Raw genomic sequence first — 24212 nt, 5'->3', positions numbered from 1 at the left:
CGTGCGTTGGAAGGGCCGCGAGGCCGCTAGACGTCGAGTTCTTCTTTCACGAACTGGGCGTTTTCCTGAATGAACTGGAAGCGGGCGTCGGCGCGCTTGCCCATCAGGCGTTCGACAAGGTCTTCGATGCTCGCTTCGGCGTCGGGCACCGTAATGCGGGCCAGGGTGCGTTTCTTGGGATCCATGGTGGTCTCCTTGAGCTGGGAGGCCATCATTTCACCCAGGCCCTTGAACCGGCCGATTTCGGTTTTCTTGCCCTTGAACACGGTCGCCAGCAGTTCGTCGCGGTGGGCGTCGTCGCGTGCGTATTCGCTCAGTGGCCCGGCGCTGATGCGATAGAGCGGCGGCAGGGCCATGAAGACCCGACCCTGACGGATCGTCTCGGGCATGACGCGGTAGAAGAAGGTGATCAGTAGGGCTGCGATGTGGGCCCCGTCCACGTCGGCGTCGGTCATGATGACGATCCGCTCGTAGCGCAGATCATCGATGTTGAATCGGTTGCCGGGCTGGACGCCCAGGGCCAGCGCCAGGTCGGACAGTTCGACATTGGCACGCAGCTTGTCGGCGGTGGCGGACGCGACATTCAGGATCTTGCCGCGCAGGGGCAGGATCGCCTGAGTCGTGCGGTCGCGCGCCTGTTTGGCCGAACCGCCGGCCGAATCGCCTTCGACGATGAACAGTTCGGTGCCCTCGGCGGCCTGGCGGCTGCAGTCCGACAGCTTGCCGGGCAGGCGCAGCTTGCGGGTGGCGGCGGCGCGCTGGACCTCCTTGTCCTTGCGGCGGCGCAGGCGTTCTTCGGCGCGGTCGATGACGAAGCCGAGCAGGGCGTTGGCCTGTTTTGGGCTTTCGGTCAGCCAGTGGTCCAGCGGGTCACGCAGCAGCTGTTCGACGATCCGCGCCCCTTCGGGCGAGGACAGGCGGTCCTTGGTCTGCCCCTGGAACTCGGGATTGCGGATGAAGACGCTGATCAGGGCGCCAGCATTGGCGATGACGTCCTCGGCCGTGATGACGCCTGCGCGCTTCTCATTGGTCAGTTCGCCGTAGGCCTTGAGCCCTTTGACCAGGGCGGCGCGGAATCCGGCCTCGTGCGTGCCGCCATCGGGCGTTGAGACGGTGTTGCAGTAGGACTGGATGAAGCCGTCCGCCTCGCCGAAACCGGCGGGCGACCAGGTGACAGCCCACTCGAAGGCGCCCGCTTCGCCTTGACGCTCGGCGCGGCCGGCGAAGGTGGGGGTGACGGTTTCCAGCTGACCGATGCGGTCGGCCAGGGCGTCGGCCAGGCCGCCGGGGAAGTGCAGACTGGCCTGGGCGGGCGTGGAGTCGGTGATCCGCTCTGGCGCGCAGGTCCAGCGAATCTCAACGCCGCGGAACAGATAGGCTTTTGACCGCGCCATGCGGAACAGGCGCGCCGGCTTGAAGGCCGCGCCCATGCCGAAGATTTCGTCGTCGGGCTTGAAGCGGATCTGGGTGCCGCGCTTTTTGGAAGGACCGATCTGCTGGATCGGGGCCAGGACGTGGCCGCGGCTGAAGGCCTGTTTCCACTCGAAGCCGTCGCGCCAGACGGTCACCTCGACGCCTTCGCTCAGGGCGTTGACGACCGAGACGCCGACGCCGTGCAAACCGCCAGACGTTTCATAGGCTTTGCCGGAAAACTTGCCGCCTGAGTGCAAGACCGTCATGACGACTTCCAGCGCCGACTTGCCGGGATGTTTCGGATGCGGATCGACCGGGATGCCGCGACCGTCATCGCGCACCGAAAGATAGCCGTCGGCGTCCAGATCGACGGTGATCAGCTTGGCGTGTTTGGCCACCGCCTCGTCCATGGCGTTGTCCAGGACTTCGGCGAACAGGTGGTGCAGGGCGCGCTCGTCGGTGCCGCCGATATACATGCCGGGGCGTTTGCGAACAGGTTCCAGCCCTTCCAACACCTCGATGGAGGAAGCGGAATAGCCGGTGGCCGCCGCGGTCGTGGCCGTGGCCTGAACAGCAGGCGGCGCGGGCGTTGGGACGATAGCGGGCGCAGCCGCAGGCGGAGCTGCCACAACAGGCTTGGGCGGCTCGGGTTTGCGAGCTTCGGGTTCGTCGTCAAAAGCGAAGAGGTCGGCGGCCATTCACATAGTCTGAGGCGATTCGGGACCGGGTCTGGTAGGCCCGTGACGCCGGTCGAGCAAGCGGCGCACGAACCGGCGCCGGATCGAAGGTCACGGCGCGGGCCATAATCGCCAGCATCAGAATCCACGGCAGGTTGGCGTGGGTCAGCAGGACGCTCTCGGACAGGCTTAGGGCCGTGAAGACCGCCAGATAAGCGACGCTCCAATAGCCTTCGCGCGCACCGAGCCCATTTGTGCGCGCGACGACGAAGATCGCAGAGATCGCCATGACGGCGCCCACAGCCACCGCACCGGGCCAGCCCAGCTGTACGAGCAGGTCGATCCAGCCGTTGTGGGCAGAGGGGACGGGCCACTGGGTCTCGATGCGGATTTCGCGCGCGGGGACCGAGTCCACGCCCCAGAAGGCGCTGAAGCCGTATCCGGTCCAAGGGCGCTCTGCGACCTTCCGCATCAAGGCTTCCCAGATCAGGGTACGGCCTGTCAGGGACGGGTCCTTGCCCAACGCCTCCAGGATCGCGGCGGAATCGGAGTTCCACAGCCAGGTTGCGCCCGCCGCAATGATGACGGCAAACCAGATGCCGATGACGGTGATGACCGCGCCGCCCTGTTTCAACGCCCACCACCCCCCGATCATGCCCAGGCCCAGGCCCCAGCACAGAAGCGATGTCTTGGATTGGGTGGCGAGCACCAGAAGCGTGGTCAGGCCCAATGTCAGCAGGCAGATCCAGATCCGGTGGCTGCGTCCGGCGATATGATCGGCGGCCAAGGTCGCTGTGGCGGAGACGGCGCCCACCACCATGACCAGCCCCATCTGGTTCTTCTCATACCAGAGGCCGCGCCACAGGCCGGCGTTGTCGAACTGGTGCACCCCGACCTTCGGATAGCCGAAAACCATGATCAGGCTGCCGACCGCCATTACCAGACAGGTATACATCAGGACGCGCGGCAGGGCGTCGTCGCGGAAGCGGGCGCCCAGATAGATGGCGAAGGCGCTGTTGATCGCCATGGCGATGACGCGGCGCTCCGTGACCTCGGGGTCGATGGACCAGTATTTCGAGACGAAACACAGGGCGACGAGGGCGAACATCATCAGCCATGCCGGCCAGGCGCGGATGACCTTGTCGAAGCGAAAGACGATCAGGCCGGCGGTGACGGCATAGACCGGCAGCCAGATGAACCGCAGGATCGGCGTCTCGACCTGGGTCGGCGCGATGACGGGCGCGATAAGGGCGCCGGTCAGCATGAAGACGACGAAGCCCGCCGACCACTGTTCCCACAGCGGCGGAGAATCATCGGGGGTCTGAACGGGCGGTTTACGCACGGGCGCACAGTCCTTTGCGGCGCTTAAGGAACCGTGAGTGCGGCGGTGAAGGCGGCGAGGCCCTGCTCCAGATCGGCGATGAGGTCCGCAGGATCTTCAAGACCGACATGCAGTCGGATCAGTTCGCCCTCAAGCACGGGCGGATCGTTGCGGTAGGCCATCTGATGGGTTTCGTGAGTGATCAGGCTCTCGAACCCGCCCCAGGAATAGCCAAGGCCGAACAGGGTCAGAGCGTTCAGAAAGGCCTCACCCGCCGCCCTGTCGCCGCCCTTCATGACCACGCCCATCAGGGACGCGGCGCCGGTGAAATCTCGCCGCCACAGATCATGACCGATCGAGCCGGGCAGGGGCGGGTAGAGGACGCGGGAAATCTCGGGCCGACCTTGCAGCCATTCCGCCACGATCAAGCCTGACCGCGCCTGTTCGGCATAGCGCAGCGGCAAGGTCCGCAGGCCGCGCAGCGCCAGCCAGGCGTCGTCGGGGGACACATGCCAGCCGAGATCCTCAATCGTGTCGCCGATAGCGCGCAGGCAGGCGGGGTTGCTTGAAGCGATGCTGCCCATCAGCACGTCCGAATGGCCGCCGACATATTTGGTGACGGCCTGAACACTGACGTCCACGCCATGGGCCAGCGGACGATAGGCCAGACCGGCGGCCCAGGTATTGTCGACCACCGTCAGGACGCCTCGTGCACGGCAGGCCTGGGCCACGGCGGCGACATCGACCATCTCGAATGTGAGAGAGGCTGGCGACTCCATCAGCACCAGCCGCGTGCGTTCGCCGATGGCGGCCAGAACAGTCTGCGCATCTGCGTCTGCGGGCAAGAAACGGGTCGTGATGCCACGGGTCGATTGATATCGGCTTAGGAAACGGCGCGTCGGACCATAGACGGCGTCCGTTGTGATCACCTCGTCGCCCGGTCTCAAAAGCGCCAGCAGCGGAACCGTGACAGCCGCAAGGCCCGACGGAACCAGAAAGGCGTCCTTTGCCCCTTCCAGGTCGGCCAGGGCGCGGCGAAGATCGCGGGCGGCGCTGGTCCCGTTGAGGCCATAGGCCGGGCCATCGGTCTCGTCGCGCATGACGGCTGCACTGTCGCTCAACATCGTCGAGGCGCGTTCGATCGGGGGATTGACGCCGCGCCGGCCCTGGCCGCGTTGCGTGGCGGCGGCGATCAGTCGGGTGCGGTCCGAAAGCGGCGACATGGCCCCTCCGATGGGTTGCGGATCGGCCCCTAAAGGCCTCTAAAGCCAGCGGGGCGCAAGCGGCGATGGATAGGAACGCGATGCGGTGCTGGACGATCGGAGCGGTGGCCGTTGTGCTGATGACGACGGCTTGCGGGCGCAAGGACGCCGGCCCTGCGCCGGAAGCCAGCCCTGCCACGCCCGCGCAAACGTCTTCGACGGCGGTCGCGAAAAGCCCGACGCTGGCCGCCATCAAACGCCGCGGTCGCCTGAACTGCGGCGTGCATCAGGGGTTGGTCGGCTTCGCTTACACCGACAATCGCGGTCAGTGGCGCGGCTTCGACGTGGACTTCTGTCGCGCGACGGCGGCGGCGGTGCTGGGCGATGCCGATGCGGTGCGGTTCGTGCCTCTGTCGGCGTCAGATCGCTTCACGGCACTGAACGACGGACGGATCGATGTGCTTTGGCGCAACTCGTCTTGGACCATGAGCCGCGACGCGGGCGAAGGGTTCGTGTTCGCCGGGATCAACTACTATGACGGTCAGGGCTTCCTGGTCCGGCGTTCGCTGAACCTGAACAGCGCGACTGAACTGACCGGCGCGCGGGTTTGCGTTCAGTCGGGCTCGACGTCCCAGGCGAACGCCGCCGACTATTTCCGGTCCCGCGGCATCGAATATCGGCCCGTCGTGTTCGAGACCGAGGAAGCGGCGCGCGACGCCTATGGCCGTGAAGATTGCGACGCCTTCAGCGCCGACATCTCTGCGCTAGCTGCGGCGCGGACTGTGCTGACCAATCCCAACGAACATGTGATCCTGTCCGATGTCGCGTCCAAGGAGCCGCTGGGCCCAGTGGTCAAGGCAGGCGACGAACGCTGGGCCTCGACCGTGCGCTGGACCCTGAACGCCCTGATGCTGGCCGAAGAACTCGGCGTCACCAAGGCCAATGCCGAAGATCAGTTTAAGACCGCGACCGACCCGCGTGTCCGGCGTTTGCTGGGCGTCGAGGGCGAGTTCGGTCCCATGCTGGGACTGTCCGACGATTGGGCCAAGGACGCGATCGAAGCCGTCGGGAACTATGGCGAGATTTTCGAGCGAAATCTGGGATCGCAATCGGCGCTCGACCTGGCGCGCGGTTTAAACGCACAATGGAACGCGCGCCCGGCCGGCTTGATCTATGGCCTGCCGATCCGATAAGCGCCGACGCTTGCATCGCTTCCTGGGGGACAGATGACCGAGACGAAACGCGGCGGCCTTGCGCTGCACTGGCTGATGTTGATCGGTTTCGCGGTCGGTCTGATCGGGGGATTGCTGGTCAATCTGGCGGTCGGGGCCGATGCGGCCTGGGTGGTCTGGCTCACGGACAACGTGACCGGGCCGATCGGTCAGATCTTCCTGCGCCTGCTGTTCATGATGGTGATCCCGCTGCTGTTCTCGGCTCTGGTCGTCGGGGTGGCGGAGATGGGCGATCTCAGCTCGCTGGGACGGGCGGGGATCAAGACGCTGCTTTTGACGGTTGTGGTGTCCAGCATCGCGGTGGTCATCGGTCTGGTGATGGTCAACGTCTTCCAACCCGGGCGAGGCGTCGATCCGGCGGTGGCTCAGCAACTGTTGGAGCAGGGCAAGGACGGCGCCGCCAGCATCGTTCAGACCGGGCGCGACAGCTCGATCCAGCTGGGCGACTTCTTCCTGGATCTGGTGCCGTCGAACGCGGTCACCGCAGCGGCGGAGAATGCGATCCTGCCGCTGATGATCTTCGCCCTGTTCTTCGGCATCGGTCTGGTCATGGCCAAGAGCCCGGCGACGGACCGTCTGCAGGAAGTGATTCAGGGGATCTTCGAGGTCTCCATGACCTTGATCAATCTGTTCATCAAACTGGCGCCGCTGGCCATCGCCTGTCTGATGTTCAACCTGGCGGCGCTGTTCGGTTGGGACCTGTTGGTGCGTTTGGCGGCATTCGTCGGCGTCGCTGTGGGCGCCATGGCGATCCATATGTTCGTGGTCTATCCGCTCGTGATCTGGCTGGCGGCCGGCCGCTCGCCAATCGCCTTCTTCAAGGGCGTGCGTGAGCCGATGGTGGTGGCCTTCTCGACCGCCTCGTCCAACGCGTCTCTGCCGGTGTCGCTGAAGGCGGCCGAGGAGCAATTGCACCTGCCGCGCAAGATCGCGCGTTTCGTCCTGACGGTCGGCGCCACCGCCAACCAGAACGGCACGGCCCTGTTTGAGGGGGTCACCGTGCTGTTCCTCGCTCAGTTCTTCGGCATCGACCTGACGATCACGCAGCAGGTCGTGGTCATGCTGGTTTGCATCCTTGGCGGCATCGGCACGGCAGGCGTGCCGGCCGGTTCGCTGCCGGTCGTGGCGATGATCCTGGTGATGGTGAAGGTGCCGCCGGAGGGCATCGGCCTGATCCTGGGCGTCGACCGCTTCCTGGACATGTGCCGCACGACGCTGAACGTCACGGGCGATCTGGTTCTGGCGACCGTCGTGTCACGGGGTGAAACCGATGACACCGCTGAGCCGTCCGATCCGACTGCGCCTGAAGGTTTGCCGGGTGCAGCTCGCCGCGGCCTGAAGCACGGAACCACAAGTTAATCTATCCGGTCGCGACCGGGGTGTCCGTCCGGGCGCCCCATTCGGCCCAGGACCCGTCGTAAAGCCGCGACGGACGACCGAGTTCGGCCAGACCCAGCGTCAGGATGGCCGCCGTCACTCCGGAGCCGCAGGTCGTGATCACGGGTCGGCTGGTATTCACGCCGGCGTCCGCGAAAGCCTGTTCCAAGGCGAGCCCACGCTTCATCGTTACGTCGTCGTTTAGCAGTCGGTCGTAGGGAAGGTTGAGCGCGCCGGGCATATGACCGCTGCGAACACCGGCGCGGGGTTCGGCCGCCGCGCCCTTGAAACGCGGTGCGCCGCGGGCGTCGACCACCTGAGCGTTGTGGGACAACGCCGAGCGGACATCTTCCAGCGAGGCGACAGCGTCGGCCTTGACCTCGGCACGAAACGCTGCGGTCTCGCTCCCCGAGGGCCCGGAAACGGTCCGCAGGCCGTCTTCACGCCAGCGCGGCAGGCCGCCGTCGAGCACGTGAACCCTTGTCGCGCCCATCGTCTTCAGCATCCACCAGACGCGCGCCGCCGAGAATAATCCGACCGTATCATAGACGACGATCTGGTCGTCGACGGAGAGGCCCAGCGCCCCGACCGCCGCGCCAAAGGCCTCTGGCGTCGGCATCATATGGGGCAGGGGGCTGCCTCTATCCGATATGGCGTCCAGATCGAAAAAGACGGCGCCAGGGATATGGGTCTGTTCAAAGTCGGCGCGCGCGTCGCGGCGGTCCAGGTGCCAGCTGCCATCGACGATCCGCAAGTCCGGCGCGCCTAATCGCGCGGCGAGGTCTGTCGTCGAAATCAGCGGGCTCATGGTCGAGACAGACTCAGTTGGATCACGTCGGTGCGGCGAGAGCGGAATCCGGCCTCGCAATAGGCCAGATAGAAGCGCCAGAGCCGGCGGAATCGTTCGTCAAAGCCGGAAAGCTTGCTGATCTCGTTCCAGGACGCCTGGAAACGCTCATCCCAAAGCTTGAGCGTCGCAGCGTAGTCGAGACCGAACCGCTCCACCGACTGCCAGGACAGTACGGCTTTTGACACGACCGGCGCCAGCCGGTCTTCGGAGGGCAGCATTCCGCCCGGGAAGACGTACTTCTGGATGAAATCCGTCCGGGCATTGTATTCGTCGAACAGGTCGTCCCTGATCGTGATGATCTGCAGTCCGGCCCTGCCGCCAGGTTGAAGGACATCGTGGACCTTGCCGAAATAAGCGGGCCAGTACTCCATGCCCACAGCCTCGAACATCTCGATGGACGCCACCCGATCAAATCGACCCTGCACATCGCGGTAGTCGATCAGCTGAATATCGGCGCGGTCGCTCAGACCCGCGTTGAACATGCGCTGGCGAGCGAAATCGTGCTGCTCTTTGGAGATCGTAATCCCGGTTACCTTGGCGCCGATCTCTCGCGCCGCGAACTCGGCGAAGCCGCCCCAGCCGCAGCCGATTTCCAGCACTGACATGCCCGCACGAAGATCCATCATTCGGGCCAAGGCGGCGTATTTCTCACGCTGCGCTGTCTCCAGAGCCTCGCCATCGCGGCTGAAGCGGGCCGATGAATAGGTCATCGTCCCGTCCAGCCACTGGGAATAGAAGGCGTTGCCAAGATCGTAGTGGGCGTGGATGTTCTTCTTCGACCCCGTCTTGCTGTTGCGATTGGTGCGGTGGCTCAGCCAGTTGACCACCCACATGATCAGATTGCCGTCGAACAGACGCCGGATGTGATCGTAGTTGTCCACCAAGGTTTCGAGCAGGCCGGCCAGGTGCGGACTGTCCCACTCGCCCGCGATATAGCCTTCGGCGAATCCGATATCGCCGGCCGCGAGGACGCGGCGTGCGAACCGATAGTCGCGCACGGTCATCATGCCGCTGGGGCCCGGCTGCTTGCCTTGAAGCACGTGGGTCTCGCCATTGGGCAGTTGCACCGTCAAGCGCCCGAAGGTCCAGTTGGCGGCCAGAAGTCGCAGCAACATGGCGAACACGCGCGGTGTTCGGCTGGCGACGGCTTCGATATCGGCGTGTGCGACGCTCATCTTTTGACTTTCAACGCGGAATATAATGGGGGTCAATCACGGTCGCTGTGGTCGTCGCCGCGACCGGAAACCGTCTTCAGGGCAGCGAGCGCCCGATGGCGCGCCTTCTCGTGTTCGACGATCGGCTTGGGGTAATCGCGCCCTAGAACGATTCCGGCGTCACGCAGCACTTCGGTGGGTGCGGTCCAGGGCGACTGCAGCCAGCGGTCGGGCAGGCGGCGAAGTTCCGGCACCCACCGACGCACATAGCCGCCATCTGGATCGAACTTTTCGCCCTGCGTGATGGGATTGAAGATGCGGAAGAAGGGGGAGGCGTCTGCGCCCGACCCTGCGACCCATTGCCAGTTCTGCACATTGCTGGCGCGGTCGGCATCCACAAGCGTGTCCCAGAACCAGGCTTCGCCTTCACGCCAATCGATCAGCAAATGTTTGATCAGGAAGGAGGAGACGACCATTCGCACCCGATTGTGCATCCACCCTGTCGTCCAGAGCTGGCGCATACCGGCGTCCACCAACGGGTATCCGGTCCGCCCCTGTCGCCACGCCTTGAGGCTCGCGTCATCTTTGCGCCAGGGCATGGCGTCATATTCGGGACGGAAGGCGCGCTCGGTGATGTAGGGAAAATGGTGCAGCAGGTGGGCCGAGAACTCGCGCCAGCCGATCTCGGCAATGAATTTATCGGCCTCCGACGCTGACACCTTGCCGTCTTTGGCCGCCTGTCGGGCGCGGTCAATCGCCCGCCAGGGGCTGATCTCGCCACAATGAAGATGCGGCGACAGGCGGCTGTTGGCGCCCTGCCGGTCGGGAAAGTCGCGATCCTTCGCATAGGTCTTCAGGCCGGATGATATAAATCTGGACAAGGCCTGCGAGGCCCCATCTTCTCCTGGCGTCCAGTCGAAGCCCTTGGACCAATCCGGTCGGCGGGGGTGTAGTTTCCAGCTGTCGAGGTCGTCGGATTGAACCGTTTTGGGCGTCTGGATTTGGCGCGGTCCCGTTGTGTGAGCCGGCGCCTCGGCCGTGGCCAAGAGGGCTCTCAAGAACGGGGTGAAGACTTTGTACGGCTGGCCTGATCCATTCAGCACAGCGCCGGGGCGGCAGAGCAGGGCGCCGTTGAAACCAAGGCATTCGACACCGTCCGCCTTGAGAGCATGGGCGATTTCGGCGTCATGCTCGAACGCCTCGGGTTCGAACAGGCGGTTCATGAAGACAGTGTCCGCATCGGTTTCGCCGATCAGCGCCTGAAGCTGGTTCAGAGCATTGCCCTTGCGCAGAATCAGGCGCGAACCGCGATCCTGAAGCGCCGCTTCCAGCGCCCTCAACGATTTGTCGAGCCACCAGCGCGAAGCGGCGCCCATCGGCCGCTCGAAATGCTCGTCCAGAATATAGACGGGCAAGATGGGTCGCCCCATCTCCGCCGCGTGGTTCAGGGCAGGATTGTCATGCAGTCGCAGATCGCGGCGGAACCACAGGATGACAGGTTTGGTGGCCACGCGGGCGAACTCCGTGATAACTTGCGCTCATCCCTTCAGAGCGCCACCTGATGGCCCAATAGCTGCGGCAAAAGCCGCCTCCACAACACCGAACGTCGAAAGAGCCGCCTCGTGAGCCGACCCAACGCTGTCATTACGTTGTCCGAAGGTCTTCGGACGCCTGTCGTCATCGGCGGCGGCGCAAGAATCGCTTTCATCGCCGGTCCTTGCCAGATGGAGAGCCGCCAGCACGCGCTGGAGACGGCCCATGCCCTGAAGGAAATCGGCGAGCGGTTGAACGTCGGCATCATTTACAAGACCAGTTTCGACAAGGCGAACCGGACCAGCGCCAGCGCCGCGCGGGGCATCGGTCTGAAAGACGCCATGCCGATCTTCGCCGAGATTCGCGAGGTCACAGGTCTGCCGACCCTGACAGACGTTCACTCCGAGGTTCAGTGTGGTCCGGTCGGCGAGGTGGTCGATGTGCTGCAGATCCCGGCCTTCCTCAGCCGCCAGACCGACCTGCTGCTGGCGGCCGCCGCCACAGGCAAGGCGATCAACATCAAGAAGGGTCAGTTCCTGGCCCCTTGGGACATGAAGAATGTCATCGCTAAGGTGGTCGGCGCCGGCAATCCCAACGTCATGGCCTGCGAACGCGGCGCCAGCTTTGGCTACAACACTCTGGTCAGCGACATGCGAGCGCTTCCGGTGCTGCGAGAGATCGGCTGCCCTGTCGTGTTCGACGCGACCCACAGTGTTCAGCAACCGGGCGGGCAGGGCGCGTCGTCGGGCGGTCAGCGCGAGTTCGTGCCGGTGCTGGGGCGCGCGGCGGTGGCCGTAGGCGTCGATGCGGTGTTCATGGAAACGCACCAGGATCCGGATAATGCGCCGTCGGACGGCCCGAACATGGTGCCGCTGAGCCAGTTTGAGGCCCTGGCCGCCGAACTGATCGCCTTCGACGACCTGGCCATCAAGATCGGGGCCAAGGCGCCGGTGGCGCAGGCCGCCTGAATCCTCTAGGTCGGACCCATGTCTGACACCCTGGACCTGGGCGCCCTGCAAAGCCTGTTGGAGCGCGTGCGCGGCCTGAAGATCGCCTGCGTCGGCGACCTGATGCTGGATCGCTACGTCTATGGCGAGGTCAGCCGCATCTCGCCCGAGGCGCCGATCCCTGTGCTTCGCACCAGCCGCACCGTCGCCATGCCGGGCGGCGTCGGCAACGTCGCGCGCAATATCGCGGCGTTGGGCGGGGTGGCGCGGCTGGGCGCCGTGATCGGCGACGACACGGCTGGGGCGGAACTGACCGCTCTGATGGCCGCCGAGCCGCACATCGAGGACGTCGTGGCGAGGCCGACAGGCGCGTCTACTATCGTAAAGACGCGCTTCGTTTCGGGCGGCCAACAGCTCTTGCGGTTGGATGACGAGGCTGCGCCGAGCGCGCTTAAAGATTCGGACGCATTTACAGATGCCTCGGTCTATTTGCTCTCAGACTACGCCAAGGGCGTCGTCAGCGATGCGCTCCTGGCTTCGGCGCTGAACGCGGCGCAGACATCCGGTGCACCGGTCGTCGTCGATCCAAAGGGAAGGGATTTCGCCCGCTACGGCGCCGTCGATGTCATCAAGCCCAATGCTTCAGAACTGGCCGGCGCCACCGGCCTGCCAGTCGGTACGGACGTTGAGGTCGAGACGGCGCTGGCTGCCTTGCTGGCCGCCACGACCGCCAAGGCGATCATCGTCACCCGTGCGGGCAAGGGCATGAGCCTGGCGCGGCGCGGTGAACCCGTGAAGCACTTCCCTGGCCGGGCGCGCGAGGTCTTCGACGTGTCTGGCGCCGGCGATACAGGCCTGGCCGCCATCGGATTGGCGCTGGGGGCCGGCGCATCGCTTGAGATGGCGGTCGAGTTCGCCATCCTGGCCTCGGGCGTGGTTGTCGGGAAGGCCGGGACGGCTGTCGTCACACCCGCCGATCTGATCGAAGCCGAGCTGAGCCAGCACGCCACCGCTGCGGTATCCAAGGTGACGCCGCTCGAAGAGTTGGCGGTCGAGGTCGAGGCTTGGCGACGTCAGGGCCTGAAGGTCGGTTTCACCAACGGCTGTTTCGACATCCTGCACCGCGGCCATGTCGCCTATCTGGCGCAGGCGCGCAGCTGGTGCGATCGGCTGGTCGTGGCGCTGAATACGGACGCCTCGGTCAACCGACTGAAGGGCGATGGGCGACCGGTGAATGATCTGGACAGTCGCGCTGTCGTCATCGGCGGGCTGGCCAGCGTCGACCGCGTCACCAGTTTCGATGATCCGACACCGATCGCTCTGATCGAAAGGCTGCGTCCTGATGTTCTGATCAAGGGCTCGGATTATACGCGAGAGGGCGTCGTGGGCGGCGATCTGGTCGAAAGCTGGGGCGGCGAGGTCAAGCTGGCCGATTTCAAGCACGGCTATTCGACCACGCGAACGATCAAGAAAATGACGGCCGGTCCTCAAGTAGCGGCAGCGATAGGACAAGAGTGATGACGCCGAGAATGATCGTCGTGACCGGCGGCGCTGGTTTCATCGGCTCGAACATCGTCGCCCGACTGACGGCGGAGACCGGCTATGATGTGGTCGTCTGCGATCGTCTGGAGACGGCCGATCTGGCCAAATGGAAGAACCTGGCCAAGCACGCGATCGCTGACTTCTGGTCGCCGGAAGAACTGTTCGAGCAACTGGAGCGCCACGCCGAGCGGATTGAGGCCGTGGTGCATATGGGCGCGATCTCTTCGACGACCGAGCCGGACGCCGACCTGATTTTGCGGACCAACTTCACCCTGTCGCGCGATCTTTGGGATTGGTGCGCAATCCGCGGATCGCGAATGATCTACGCGTCTTCGGCTGCGACCTATGGCGATGGTGCGACGGGCTTCAACGACGATGACGACGCGGATTCATTATCTCAGCTTCGTCCGCTAAACGCCTATGGCTATTCGAAAATGCTGTTCGATCAATATGCGGTCCGGCAGGCTGATCGGGGGCAAGCGCCGCCTCAGTGGGCGGGGCTGAAATTCTTCAACGTCTATGGCCCGAACGAGAGTCACAAGGGCGGAATGAAGTCGGTCGTGGCTCAAATCTGGCCCAAGGTTGCGGCGGACGAGACCGTGACCCTGTTTCGATCGCACAATCCGAACTATGCGGACGGCGGCCAGATGCGCGACTTCGTCTATGTCGACGATGTGGTCGATATCATCGAGTTTTTGCTCCAGTCGCCGCAGGTCTCGGGCATCTTCAACGCCGGATCGGGCCAAGCGCGGTCGTTCGCCGATCTTGCGCGCGCCACCTTCGAGGCCGCTGGCAAGACGCCCTCCATCGACTATGTCGATACGCCCCTGTCGATCCGCGACCGCTACCAATATTTCACCGAAGCCCGCATGGATCGCATCCGCGCCGCAGGCTTCGAGGGTCAATCCACGCCGTTGGAAGAGGGCGTGCGGCGCTACGTGCAGGACTTCCTCGCCACGGCTGATCCGTACCGCTGATGCGTCGGCTGACCTTCAGGCAATGGGTCGGATATGCAGGCTTCGCCGCCGTCTTCGTGCTGACGGCGGCCGTTGTGGTGTGGAGCGGCGACATTCTGAGGGCGGGGCTGGACCCGCAGGTGCCGTTCCAGACCTACAAGCCGCCGCTCGCACCCGATTATCGAAAGACATCCTCCTGGGCGCTGATCGATCAGGGCGCGCCTAACCAGGCGGCGGTCTTCTTCGTCATGCCGACCACTTTCGATGGTGGAGCCGAGTGGAATGGGCCGATCGACGATGCGCGGGCCAATGCCTATATGCGGCGCGTCGTACTGCCCAACTATGCGTCGCCGTTCGCCCGGGAGGGTAGGGTCACCGCGCCGCTTTATCGTCAAGCCAGCCTGTACACCCGCCTGACCTTGCGTGACGACGCGCGCGAAGCGCGCGCCTTCGCCTATGAGGACGTGAAGACCGCCTTCGAACTGTGGTTGCAGCAGCATCCCTCCGGCCCCATCGTTATCGCGGGGGTGGAACAGGGCGGAGAGCTGACGGCGCGTCTGGTTCGCGACCAGTTCCGCGCCAATCCGGCGCTGAAGGACAGGCTTGTTGCCGTCTATCTGATCGAGACCCTGGTCGGGCGCGAGATGTTCCGGCAGGCGATATCGCCATGCGACGCCGCCGATCAAACGGGATGTGTCGTGGCCTGGGCGTCGGTGCAGGACGGCGACGAACCAGGCGCGCGGCGCAAGCTGAGACGCGCTCTGGAATGGGACGATCGCGGCGATCTGGTGAACCTGTCCACTGACCCCATCTGCGTGAATCCCGTAACGGGCGCTGCGAGCCAGCCGCGCGCCGCGGCGCGTCAGCACAGCGGCGCGACCAATGCGACCGGCTTGGAATGGGGCGCCCGACCAGCCCTGACTGGTCGGTTGATATCCACCGAATGCCGTGGCGGCCTGTTGTGGCATAGCGCGCCGGACGCCGATTTTCTGACGGCAGGCGGCAGTTGGGCGGACCGACGCAAGATCGTGCCCTACAACCTGTTCTACGGCGACATCGAGCGTGACGTCAGCGTGCGTCTCGCAGCCTGGCGGACCAAGCACGACCTTTAAGGCGGCCGTCCTCTCGGTTTGTCTGGCGCCGCTCGCGCACAGCGGGTAGGCTTGCCGCGTCAGGGAGGGATTTGAATGGACGTGACCACCATCTTCGCCGGCGTCGTGCTGCTGCTGGCCATCGTACTGTTGATCAGCGTGATCAAGATCGTGCCGCAAGGCCGTGAGTTCACAGTCGAACGCTTCGGAAAATACACGAAGACGCTGAGTCCGGGCATCGGCTTCCTGACCCCGTTCGTGGAACGCGTCGGCCGCCGCATGAACATGATGGAACAGGTGCTGGACGTGCCGACCCAGGAGGTCATCACCAAGGACAATGCCATGGTAAAGGTGGACGGCATCGTCTTCATCCAGGTGATGGATTCCGCCCGCGCCGCCTATCGCGTCGACGATCTGCCCTATGCGATTTCGCAGCTGTGCATGACCAATCTGCGGACCGTAGTTGGTTCGATGGAACTGGACGAGGTGCTGAGCCAGCGTGACAGCATCAACACGCGCCTGCTGCACGTCATCGATGCAGCGACCGAGCCGTGGGGCGTCAAGGTCAATCGGATCGAGATCAAGGACCTGACCCCGCCGACCGACATCACCAACGCCATGGCTCGCCAGATGAAGGCCGAGCGTGAACGTCGCGCCGTCATCACCGAGGCCGACGGCGAAAAGTCCGCCGCCATCGCCCGCGCCGAGGGCGCCAAACAGGCCGCTATCCTTCAGGCCGAGGGCCGCAAGGAAGCCGCCTTCCGCGACGCCGAGGCGCGCGAGCGCGAGGCTGAGGCCGAGGCCCGCGCCACGGCCATGGTGTCGGAAGCCATCGCCCGCGGGGACGTCAACGCCATCAACTATTTCGTCGCTCAGAAATACGTCGAAGCCTTCGCCGAACTGGCGCGCAGCCCGCAGCAACGCACCGTCATCGTGCCCGCCGAAATGGGCGCCTTGGTCGGCACCATCGCCGGCATCGGCGAGATGGTCAGCCTGGCCAAGGATCAAAACTCGGCCGCGACGCCGCCCGTGCGGCCCGCGCCGCCCCGCCGCCCCGCCGGGGGCTCCGTTCCACCCTCGGCCTGATCCAAGGAGGCTGACCGATGATGTCGCTTGCCGATCTCTATGCCGCCCAGCCGTTCTGGATCTGGTTGGCGATCGGGGTTCTGCTGCTGGCGGTCGAGGCGATGTTCTCGACCGAATGGCTGTTGTGGCCCGCTGTTTCGGCCGGAGTCGTCGCGGTCATGACGGCGGCGGGCGTGCGGTTGGGGCTGCCGGGCGAGGTCGCCGTCTTCGCTATTCTGACGGTCATCGCCACCATGCTGTCCCGACGTCTGATCTCTAAAGCCAATCCCGACGGTCCCGACATCAATGACCGCGACAGCCGTCTGGTCGGCCAGCGGGCGCGGGTGGTCGAGACGTTCGTATCCGGCCGCGGCCGAGTCTTCATCTCCGGCGCCGAATGGCCGGCCGAGATCGTGGGCGAGGCGCCGATCGAAGGACAGGATGTCGTCGTGATGCGCGTGAACGGCTCTTTGCTGACGGTGCAATCAGCCGTCTGAACGCAACGGTCGCATCGGCGTTCGTCAGGCATGACTGACAGCCAGAATGCCGTCACAGACGGCTTGCCGACACCCAGGCGTTATTGGGCCATTGTGTCCATCGGCTTGGGCATCACGCTCGCCGTTCTGGATGGCGCGATCGCCAATGTCGCCCTGCCGTCGATTGCGCAGGATCTCCAAGCGTCGTCGGCCGCCTCGATCTGGATCGTCAACGCCTATCAGATCGCCATCGTGGTCGCCCTTTTGCCACTGGCGTCGCTGGGCGAGATCGTCGGTTATCGCCGTGTGTCGCAGGCCGGTCTGGCCGTCTTCACCCTGGCCTCCATCGCCTGTGTGTTCGCCAACTCCATCGAGACGCTCAGCCTCGCGCGCGTCGTTCAGGGCTTCGGAGCGGCAGGCATAATGAGCGTCAACGGGGCCTTGGTCCGTTACACCTATCCGCAGCGGCTGCTGGGTCGTGCGGTGGGGATCAACGCGGTGATCGTTTCGCTGGCGGCGGCCGCGGGGCCGACCATCGCCAGCGCCATCCTCGCTGTCGGACATTGGCGCTGGCTGTTCGCGCTGAATGTGCCGATTGGCCTGTTGGCGGTGTCGCTGGCGGGTTTCACCCTGCCGCACAACCGACTTCAGCCGCGAAAGCTGAACTGGCTCGGGGCCGCGCTCAACGCTGCCGCGTTCGGCCTGCTGATCACCGGCCTTCAATCGCTGGCGCACGGTGAGGCGGCCGTTCTGGGCTTCGGTCTGACAGGGGCAGGGCTCGCAGCCGGGGTCTTGCTGATTCGCCACGAGCGGTCACGAACCTCGCCGTTGATCCCCCTCGACCTGCTGACGCGACCGATGTTCAGCCTGTCGGTCGCCACATCAATCATATCCTTCACCGCCCAGATGATGGCGTTCGTGGCCTTGCCCTTCTTTCTCCAGGGATCATTGGGACTTACAGCGGTCGAGACCGGCCTGCTGATGACGCCTTGGCCACTGGCGACCATGATTGCCGCGCCGCTGGCCGGCCATCTGTCTGATCGCTATTCGGCGGGCGTGCTGGGCGCCATCGGCCTGAGCCTGTTCGCCTGCGGCCTGATGGCGCTGAGTTTCCTCAATGCCGATTCGGTCCATTTCGACATTGTGTGGCGCATGGCGCTTTGCGGCGCGGGCTTCGGATTTTTCCAGTCGCCCAACAATCGCGCCATGTTGTCGGAAGCGCCGAAGGATCGCGCCGGCGCAGCGGGTGGAACCCTGGGCATGGCGCGGGTCGTCGGGCAATCCCTGGGCGCCGTGGTGGTGGCCTTTCTGCTGTCGGCCGCGCCGATCAACGGCGTTGGGCATGGGTTTCAGATCGCGGCTGTCACAGCCCTGTTCGGCGCGGTGATGAGCGGGTCGCGCGTCCGCCGACGTTCCGCCGAGCCGGACAAGGAGGTCGAGGCGGTCTAGCGCCGGGGCAGTTCCGCGACACCGCGATTCGCCAGTTGATCGGCGCGTTCGTTCAGTTCATGGCCGGCATGGCCCTTCACCCACCGCCATTTCACGTCGTGACGCAGGCGCGCCGCGTCCAGCCGCTGCCACAGGTCTGCGTTCTTGACCGGCTTTTTATCCGCAGTCAGCCAACCGCGCGCTTTCCAGCCGCGCATCCATTCGGTGATCCCCTGCATGACGTATTTGCTGTCGGTATGCAGTTCGACCTTGCAGGGCCGTTTCAGGGCTTCCAGCGCCATAATGGCGGCCATCAGCTCCATGCGATTGTTGGTCGTGTTGGCCTCGCCGCCCCACAGTTCCTTTTCGTGACCGCCGCCCGCCTGAAGCACGGCGCCCCAGCCTCCGGGGCCCGGATTGCCCTTGCAGGCGCCGTCGGTGTGGATGATGACGTGATCGGAGGGACTCATGGTCGCGCAGACCTACAGCCTCCCTTGGCGCGGGGCCATCACTGCGCCTATATGCGGGTCGAATAAGAGTGGATGGGATCGGATAGCCGATCCCCATGAGGAGAATCGCCATGGGCTCCATGAGCATCTGGCACTGGGCCTTCGTGATCCTGGTGGTCGCCGTATTGTTTGGCGGACGCGGAAAGTTGTCCAACATCATGGGGGACGCCGCCAAGGGCATCCGCGCCTTCAAGGACGGCCTGAAGGACGAGGACAAGAAGGACGGCCCGCACGAGGGCGTCAGCTCGCTGCCGCGCACCGAGGCGGAAAAGGAAGAGCTGAAGCGCTAGTCGTCGTCTGTAAGGGCTGACGCATGGGCGGGCTCGGCCCCGGTATCGGGGGTTTCGAATTAGTGGTGATCGGTCTGGTGGCCCTGCTTGTCGTGGGGCCAAAGGACCTGCCTGTCCTGATGCGTCGCGTCGGTCAGATGGTGGCCAAGGCGCGCGCCATGGCCAACGAGTTCCGATCCAGTTTCGACGAGATGGCGCGTCAGTCCGAACTGGACGACCTGCGCAAGGAGGTCGAGGCGCTGCGGACGGGGCAGGGGGCCATGTATCCCCTTGGCGCCGAAGCGGACGCCGCGTTCAAGGACATAAACGCCGGATTGACTGGGCCGACTGCGACGGTTGCTCTGCCTGCGCCCGAGCCGGAGGCGCCGGTGATGACGCCTGCGGCCGATGAATGGCCGGATACGCCCGCGCCCGTTGAGCCAGTTAAGACGACGAAATCCAAGCGAGCGGCCCCCAAGGCAAAGACGGGGGCGGCTGTCGCCGGATCGGCGACCAAGCCTCGCTCAGCCGCCAAGCCCAAGACCTCGCGCAAGAAAGCCGTTGACCTGTGACGCCTTCCGATCGTGACGAGGCCGAGATCGAGGCGTCGCGCGCGCCCCTGATGGATCATCTGATCGAGCTGCGCGGGCGGCTGCTCATCTGCGTGGTGGCTTTCTTCCTGGCCTTCATCCTCTGCTTCGCCTTCGCCAATCAAATCCAGATTGCGCTGATCAAGCCGTACCAGGCCGCCGTTGCGATCCATGCCGCAGCTTTGGCGACCGGCGGTCACGCCAATCCCATCGAACTGATCGCGGTGATGACGGGGATCAAGCCCTATCCGCCAGGCAGCGCCGCCGTTGTCCAGCTGATCGCCACGGCCCCGCTGGAACAGCTCTTCACCAAGATGAAGATCGCGGCCTTCGGCGCGGCGGTCCTGACCTTCCCCGTCATGGCGTGGCAGATGTACCGGTTCGTGGCGCCGGGTCTCTATCGTAACGAGCGTGGGGCGTTTCTGCCGTTCCTGATCGCCGCGCCTGTAATGTTCTGCCTAGGCGGGGCGCTGGTCTATTACGTCATGCTGCCGTTCGTGATGCTGTTCTCGCTGAGCCAGCAGGTCGCCACCGACGGCATATCCGTGGCGCAGACGACAAAGATTTCCGACTACCTCAGCCTGGTGACCTCGTTGCTGCTCGCCTTCGGTCTTTGCTTCCAGCTGCCTGTGGTGACGACGCTGTTGGGCCTCGCCGGTCTGATCAGCTCCAAGGTCATGGCGGCCGGTCGGCGCTACGCCATCGTCGCCGTGGTGGTGGTCGCGGCGGTCGTCACGCCGCCCGATCCGATCAGCCAGCTGATGCTGGCCGTGCCGCTGGTCATTCTCTACGAGATTTCAATCTGGTGCGTGCGACTCATCGAGTTGCGCCGCAAGAAGGCGGACGATCTGGAAGCCGAGATCGCCTAGGCGCAAATCGGCGTCTCAATCGCTGCGGGGAGGCCGCCCAGACATAAAAAGGGCCGGGGAGCGATCCCCGGCCCTTTGTCTTGGCTGCGATCAGGTGATCAGCAGCTGTAGTACATGTCGAACTCGACAGGGTGCGGATGCAGTTGCAGACGCATCACCTCTTCCATCTTCAGCTCGATATAGCTGTCGATGAAGTCGTCATCCATGACGCCGCCCTTCTTGAGGAAAGCGCGGTCCTTATCCAGGTTCTCCAGCGCTTCACGCAGCGAGCCGCAGACCTCGGGGATCGAGCCGCGCTCTTCCGGCGGCAGGTCGTAGAGGTTCTTGTCGGCGGGCGCGCCCGGATCGATGCGGTTCTCGATCCCGTCCAGGCCGGCCATCAGCAGGGCGACGAAGGTCAGATAGGGGTTGCCCATCGGGTCCGGGAACCGGGCTTCCAGACGCTTGGCCTTGGGCGAGGAGACGTGCGGGATGCGGATCGAGGCGGAGCGGTTGCGGGCCGAATAGGCCAGCTTCACCGGGGCTTCATATCCGGGGACCAGACGCTTGTAGCTGTTGGTGGTCGAGTTGGCGAAGGCGTTGATGGCCTTGGCGTGTTTGATGATGCCGCCGATGTACCACAGACATTCCTGCGAAAGACCGGCGTACTGGTCGCCGGCGAACTGGGGCTTGCCGTCCTTCCAGATCGACATGTGGACGTGCATGCCCGACCCGTTGTCCGCGAACATCGGCTTGGCCATGAAGGTCGCCGACTTGCCGTAGGCGTGGGCCACATTGTGGATCACGTACTTATAGAGCTGCAGGCGGTCGGCCATGGTCAGCAGGTCCGAGAACTTCAGGCCCAGTTCGTGCTGAGCCGGAGCGACCTCGTGGTGGTGCTTCTCGGGTTGCAGGCCCAGATCGCGCATAACGCCCAGCATTTCGCCGCGCAGGTCCTGGCCGGAATCGACCGGATTGACGGGGAAATAGCCACCCTTGGGCCCAGGGCGATGGCCCATATTGCCTTCGGAATATTCAGCGCCGGTATTGGCCGGCAGCTCGGTCGAATCGTAGCTGTAGCCGGTGTCGTGCGGCTGGGTGGACCAGCGCACGTCGTCGAAGATGAAGAACTCGGCTTCCGGTCCGAAGAAGACCTGGTCGCCCACGCCCGACGACTGAACGTAGGACAGCGCCTTCTTGGCCATCGAGCGGCTGTCGCGGTTGTAGGGTTCGCCGGTGTCCGGGTTCAGCACGTCGCAGAACAGGAACATCGTCTTCTGCTGATAGAAGGGATCGATATAGGCCGTGGTCAGGTCCGGCTTCAGCAGCATGTCGGACTCGTTGATGGCCTTCCAGCCGGCGATCGACGAGCCGTCGAACATCGTGCCTTCGTTCAGGAAGTCCTCGTCGACCAGATCGACGTCGAAGGTGACGTGCTGAAGCTTGCCGCGCGTGTCGGTAAAGCGGACGTCCACATATTGGACCTCCTCATCCTTGATCTCCTTGAGGATCTTGCTGGCGCTCATTCTCGAAAAGTCCTGTTCTTGTCGTTTGGGGAGGAGACCGGACAGCGACCCGAGGGCCGAGGGCCGGGCAGGGTAGTCAAGGTCAGACGGCTTGGGCTCCGGTTTCGCCGGTGCGGATGCGGATTACCTCGGCGACGTCGGACACGAAGATCTTGCCGTCGCCGATCTTGCCTGTGCGGGCCGAGGTCTGAATGGCCTCGACGACCGCGGGTGCGAGGTCGTCGGCGACGACCACCTCGATCTTGATCTTGGGCAGGAAGTCGATGACGTATTCCGCGCCGCGATACAGTTCGGAATGACCCTTCTGGCGGCCATATCCCTTGGCCTCCAGCACAGTCATGCCTTGCACGCCCACGTCTTGGAGCGCCTCTTTGACGTCATCCAGCTTGAAGGGCTTGATGATGGCTTCGATTTTCTTCATGACGACCCCGGAGCGGCGCACGGAATGCAGCGGCGCTCGGGCGCGAATGGGACACAGCAGGGCCGCTCAAAGCAAGCGATTTCCGCAGGCTGGCGAAGGATAATCGGAACGCGGATGATAGAAACCAACGACCCGGCGATCTGGCGCAATTTTCTGCCTTGGCCGAGCGCCGAAACGCACAAGCATGCGCGTGGTCGTTTGGCGGTCGTTTCGGGAAAGGCGCATCATACCGGCGCCGCGCGACTGGCAGCCCATGCGGGTCTCAGAATCGGCGCCGGGGTCGTGCGAATCCTTTGTCCGCCAGATGCGGCTTCGGTGATTGCGCCGGCTGTGCAGGCGGTGATGTTGACGCCTTTTTCTTCCCCTGAAAACTTAAGTCGCGAAGCCGCCGGCAGCGACGCGGTCGTGATCGGACCGGCCGCAGGCCTGGACGATGCGACGATCGCAAACATTCAGGCGCTGGGCTCGACCGGCGCCGTTCTGGTGATCGACGCCGACGGCCTGTCAGTCTTCAAAGGGCGAACGGCTGAACTGTTCGCCGTGTTGGATCGTGACGATATCCTGACGCCACATGAAGGCGAGTTCGAACGACTGTTCCCAGGCCTGCTTGCGCAAGGCCGCGAAATGGCCGTTAAAGAGGCTGCGCGCATGGCCCAGGCGACGATTGTCTTAAAGGGCACCCAGACGCTGATCGCATCGCCTGACGGCCGCGTCCGCAGAAACGACAACGGCTCGCCCTGGCTGGCGACCGCTGGAACCGGCGACGTCCTGGCCGGCATGATCGGCGGATTGGCCGCCCAGCGCATGGACAGCTTCGATGCCGCTTGCGCCGCAGTCTGGCTCCATTCCGATGCCGCAGAGCGTTTTGGCCCGGGGCTGACATCGGATGATCTATACGATGTCCTGCCGAAGTCCTTGTTCGAGCAGTGGAAGGCGTCGACGACTTAGCGCCCGCTACCGCCACCCTATCATTATATTTCGCATAATATATCTTAGGCGATAATGCGAGTGCGCTGCTCAAGGCCGCAAACGGCTCTCTTGAGCTTTGCTTTGAATGGTCACTGGATTGCCTGCCGGCTTGGGCTGCTGTGTCAGACCGACGCCCTTAAGCCAGAGCTTCAGCGCCTCCCAGTGGATCGCCGCGACCACCTTAAACGTCATCAACGGTATCGTTGCTGTCGCAGCGGCGATGCTGCGATCCTCCAACCGTTCTCGCTTTGCCGCCATAGCAGCCGTGATCAGCACGCCTTCGGCGTCCAGCCCATCGATGGTCATGTCGAGGCGATCGCCCGGCGTATGGCCACGGAACTGGTAGTCCATCTCCATGCCCATGAATGGCGACACATAGAGCGCCTTGGCCGCGCCCTGACGAATGACCCCTGCGGCCTGATCTTCGATCGGGATCGGAATGACATAGGCGTGGCGGATGCCGAAGGTGCTGGTCACCTCGTACACCATGGCGGCCAACCGTCCGTCGGGCCAATGGCAATAGTAGAGGCTGATCGGGTTGAAGACGTATCCGAGGACGCGCGGCATGGTTAACAGGCGGACAGGTCCACCTGCCAGATCGATGCCGGCTTGAGCCATCCACGCATCCACCTGAGGACGCAGCACGCCAGAACCGTCTCCATAATCCTTGTCGTGGAAGGACAAGAGATTGAACCGATTGCGCGAAAACAGGCGCAGGCGCGCGTTCACATCATCGATTTCCGACAGGTCGAGCAGAAGCCAGAAGACGCGATAGTTCAGCCTATGGGTCTTGGGGCGAAGGCGTCGGTGCATGAC

23 protein-coding genes are annotated in these 24212 nt (G+C 64.3%); 13 read left to right on the top strand and 10 right to left on the bottom strand.

Annotation, left to right across the window (positions count from 1 at the left end; all coding sequences use genetic code 11):
* Positions 1-26 precede the first annotated feature (26 nt).
* From E7T10_RS09795 to metC, 3 genes are read right to left on the bottom strand one after another with little or no spacing between them, the layout of a single operon-like run.
* Positions 27-2111 carry a DNA topoisomerase IV subunit B gene (locus tag E7T10_RS09795; RefSeq protein WP_137721640.1) on the bottom strand — a complete coding sequence of 695 codons (2085 nt, stop codon included), beginning with the start codon at positions 2109-2111 and terminating at the stop codon, positions 27-29.
* Entirely contained in the window at positions 2086-3432 is a 1347-nt protein-coding gene (locus E7T10_RS09790; protein ID WP_137721639.1) for an O-antigen ligase, read from the bottom strand. Before E7T10_RS09790 ends, E7T10_RS09795 begins: the two co-directional genes overlap by 26 nt.
* 23 nt (positions 3433-3455) lie before the next feature.
* The gene (gene metC / locus E7T10_RS09785) at positions 3456-4634 is read right to left on the bottom strand and encodes a cystathionine beta-lyase (RefSeq protein ID WP_137721638.1); all 1179 of its coding nucleotides are present in this window, start codon (positions 4632-4634) and stop codon (positions 3456-3458) included.
* Between the two features lie 80 nt (positions 4635-4714).
* On the opposite strand from metC, the gene E7T10_RS09780 reads away from it, so the two are divergent.
* Positions 4715-5806, top strand: coding sequence for an amino acid ABC transporter substrate-binding protein (locus E7T10_RS09780; protein WP_246845982.1), 1092 nt, complete (start codon positions 4715-4717; stop codon positions 5804-5806).
* Positions 5807-5839: 33 nt separating this feature from the next.
* On the top strand, positions 5840-7204 hold the full coding sequence (locus tag E7T10_RS09775; protein ID WP_137721637.1) for a dicarboxylate/amino acid:cation symporter: 1365 nt from the start codon (positions 5840-5842) through the stop codon (positions 7202-7204).
* A 1-nt stretch (position 7205) separates the two neighbouring features.
* Here E7T10_RS09775 and sseA read toward each other — a convergent pair whose 3' ends face one another.
* The 3 genes from sseA to E7T10_RS09760 are packed head-to-tail and all read right to left on the bottom strand — an operon-like array spanning position 7206 to position 10737.
* Positions 7206-8030 (bottom strand): 3-mercaptopyruvate sulfurtransferase, encoded by an 825-nt coding sequence (gene sseA, locus E7T10_RS09770; protein ID WP_137721636.1) that lies wholly within the window; start codon positions 8028-8030, stop codon positions 7206-7208.
* Positions 8027-9247: a cyclopropane-fatty-acyl-phospholipid synthase family protein gene (locus E7T10_RS09765; protein ID WP_137721635.1), complete on the bottom strand. Its 1221-nt coding sequence runs from the start codon at positions 9245-9247 to the stop codon at positions 8027-8029. The genes sseA and E7T10_RS09765 overlap by 4 nt, the downstream gene beginning before the upstream one ends.
* A 32-nt stretch (positions 9248-9279) precedes the next feature.
* Positions 9280-10737 (bottom strand): deoxyribodipyrimidine photo-lyase, encoded by a 1458-nt coding sequence (locus E7T10_RS09760; protein ID WP_137721634.1) that lies wholly within the window; start codon positions 10735-10737, stop codon positions 9280-9282.
* 111 nt (positions 10738-10848) lie between these two features.
* On the opposite strand from E7T10_RS09760, the gene kdsA reads away from it, so the two are divergent.
* The 7 genes from kdsA to E7T10_RS09725 all read left to right on the top strand — a co-directional run bounded on the left by kdsA (position 10849) and on the right by E7T10_RS09725 (position 18285).
* On the top strand, positions 10849-11727 hold the full coding sequence (gene kdsA, locus E7T10_RS09755; protein ID WP_026108227.1) for a 3-deoxy-8-phosphooctulonate synthase: 879 nt from the start codon (positions 10849-10851) through the stop codon (positions 11725-11727).
* 18 nt (positions 11728-11745) lie between these two features.
* Positions 11746-13224: a D-glycero-beta-D-manno-heptose 1-phosphate adenylyltransferase gene (gene rfaE2 / locus E7T10_RS09750; protein ID WP_137721633.1), complete on the top strand. Its 1479-nt coding sequence runs from the start codon at positions 11746-11748 to the stop codon at positions 13222-13224.
* Positions 13224-14225: an ADP-glyceromanno-heptose 6-epimerase gene (gene rfaD, locus E7T10_RS09745; RefSeq protein WP_246845980.1), complete on the top strand. Its 1002-nt coding sequence runs from the start codon at positions 13224-13226 to the stop codon at positions 14223-14225. The genes rfaE2 and rfaD overlap by 1 nt, the downstream gene beginning before the upstream one ends.
* Positions 14225-15316 (top strand): DUF3089 domain-containing protein, encoded by a 1092-nt coding sequence (locus tag E7T10_RS09740; RefSeq protein WP_137721632.1) that lies wholly within the window; start codon positions 14225-14227, stop codon positions 15314-15316. Before rfaD ends, E7T10_RS09740 begins: the two co-directional genes overlap by 1 nt.
* Before the next feature lie 75 nt (positions 15317-15391).
* Positions 15392-16381: an SPFH domain-containing protein gene (locus E7T10_RS09735; RefSeq protein ID WP_066551520.1), complete on the top strand. Its 990-nt coding sequence runs from the start codon at positions 15392-15394 to the stop codon at positions 16379-16381.
* Positions 16382-16398: 17 nt separating this feature from the next.
* Complete coding sequence (locus E7T10_RS09730) at positions 16399-16857, top strand: NfeD family protein (RefSeq protein ID WP_137721631.1); 459 nt, start codon at positions 16399-16401, stop codon at positions 16855-16857.
* Positions 16858-16887: 30 nt separating this feature from the next.
* Positions 16888-18285 (top strand): MFS transporter, encoded by a 1398-nt coding sequence (locus E7T10_RS09725; protein ID WP_137721630.1) that lies wholly within the window; start codon positions 16888-16890, stop codon positions 18283-18285.
* On the opposite strand, the gene rnhA is transcribed toward E7T10_RS09725, so the two are convergent.
* Complete coding sequence (gene rnhA / locus E7T10_RS09720) at positions 18282-18734, bottom strand: ribonuclease HI (protein WP_137721629.1); 453 nt, start codon at positions 18732-18734, stop codon at positions 18282-18284. The genes E7T10_RS09725 and rnhA overlap by 4 nt on opposite strands.
* A 110-nt stretch (positions 18735-18844) precedes the next feature.
* Here rnhA and E7T10_RS09715 point away from each other — a divergent pair, with 110 nt between their 5' ends.
* The 3 genes from E7T10_RS09715 to tatC are packed head-to-tail and all read left to right on the top strand — an operon-like array spanning position 18845 to position 20501.
* The gene (locus E7T10_RS09715) at positions 18845-19063 is read left to right on the top strand and encodes a twin-arginine translocase TatA/TatE family subunit (RefSeq protein ID WP_137721628.1); all 219 of its coding nucleotides are present in this window, start codon (positions 18845-18847) and stop codon (positions 19061-19063) included.
* 23 nt (positions 19064-19086) lie between these two features.
* Positions 19087-19614 (top strand): Sec-independent protein translocase protein TatB, encoded by a 528-nt coding sequence (tatB, locus tag E7T10_RS16125; protein ID WP_137721627.1) that lies wholly within the window; start codon positions 19087-19089, stop codon positions 19612-19614.
* On the top strand, positions 19611-20501 hold the full coding sequence (tatC, locus tag E7T10_RS09705) for a twin-arginine translocase subunit TatC (RefSeq protein ID WP_055810012.1): 891 nt from the start codon (positions 19611-19613) through the stop codon (positions 20499-20501). Before tatB ends, tatC begins: the two co-directional genes overlap by 4 nt.
* 98 nt (positions 20502-20599) lie before the next feature.
* Here the strand turns inward: tatC and glnA are convergent, their stop codons facing one another.
* Positions 20600-22006: a type I glutamate--ammonia ligase gene (glnA, locus tag E7T10_RS09700; protein ID WP_137721626.1), complete on the bottom strand. Its 1407-nt coding sequence runs from the start codon at positions 22004-22006 to the stop codon at positions 20600-20602.
* An 82-nt stretch (positions 22007-22088) separates the two neighbouring features.
* Positions 22089-22427, bottom strand: coding sequence for a P-II family nitrogen regulator (locus E7T10_RS09695; protein WP_008261682.1), 339 nt, complete (start codon positions 22425-22427; stop codon positions 22089-22091).
* Between the two features lie 114 nt (positions 22428-22541).
* Here E7T10_RS09695 and E7T10_RS09690 point away from each other — a divergent pair, with 114 nt between their 5' ends.
* Positions 22542-23375 carry an NAD(P)H-hydrate dehydratase gene (locus E7T10_RS09690; protein WP_137721625.1) on the top strand — a complete coding sequence of 278 codons (834 nt, stop codon included), beginning with the start codon at positions 22542-22544 and terminating at the stop codon, positions 23373-23375.
* 69 nt (positions 23376-23444) lie between these two features.
* Here E7T10_RS09690 and E7T10_RS09685 read toward each other — a convergent pair whose 3' ends face one another.
* The gene (locus E7T10_RS09685) at positions 23445-24209 is read right to left on the bottom strand and encodes a DUF1365 family protein (RefSeq protein WP_246846150.1); all 765 of its coding nucleotides are present in this window, start codon (positions 24207-24209) and stop codon (positions 23445-23447) included.
* Positions 24210-24212 lie beyond the last annotated feature (3 nt).

The organism is Brevundimonas sp. SGAir0440 (genome assembly GCF_005484585.1).
Lineage (GTDB): Bacteria > Pseudomonadota > Alphaproteobacteria > Caulobacterales > Caulobacteraceae > Brevundimonas.
The sequence above is the reverse complement of the archived record's forward strand: the minus strand, read 5'-3'. Positions and strand labels throughout refer to the sequence as shown.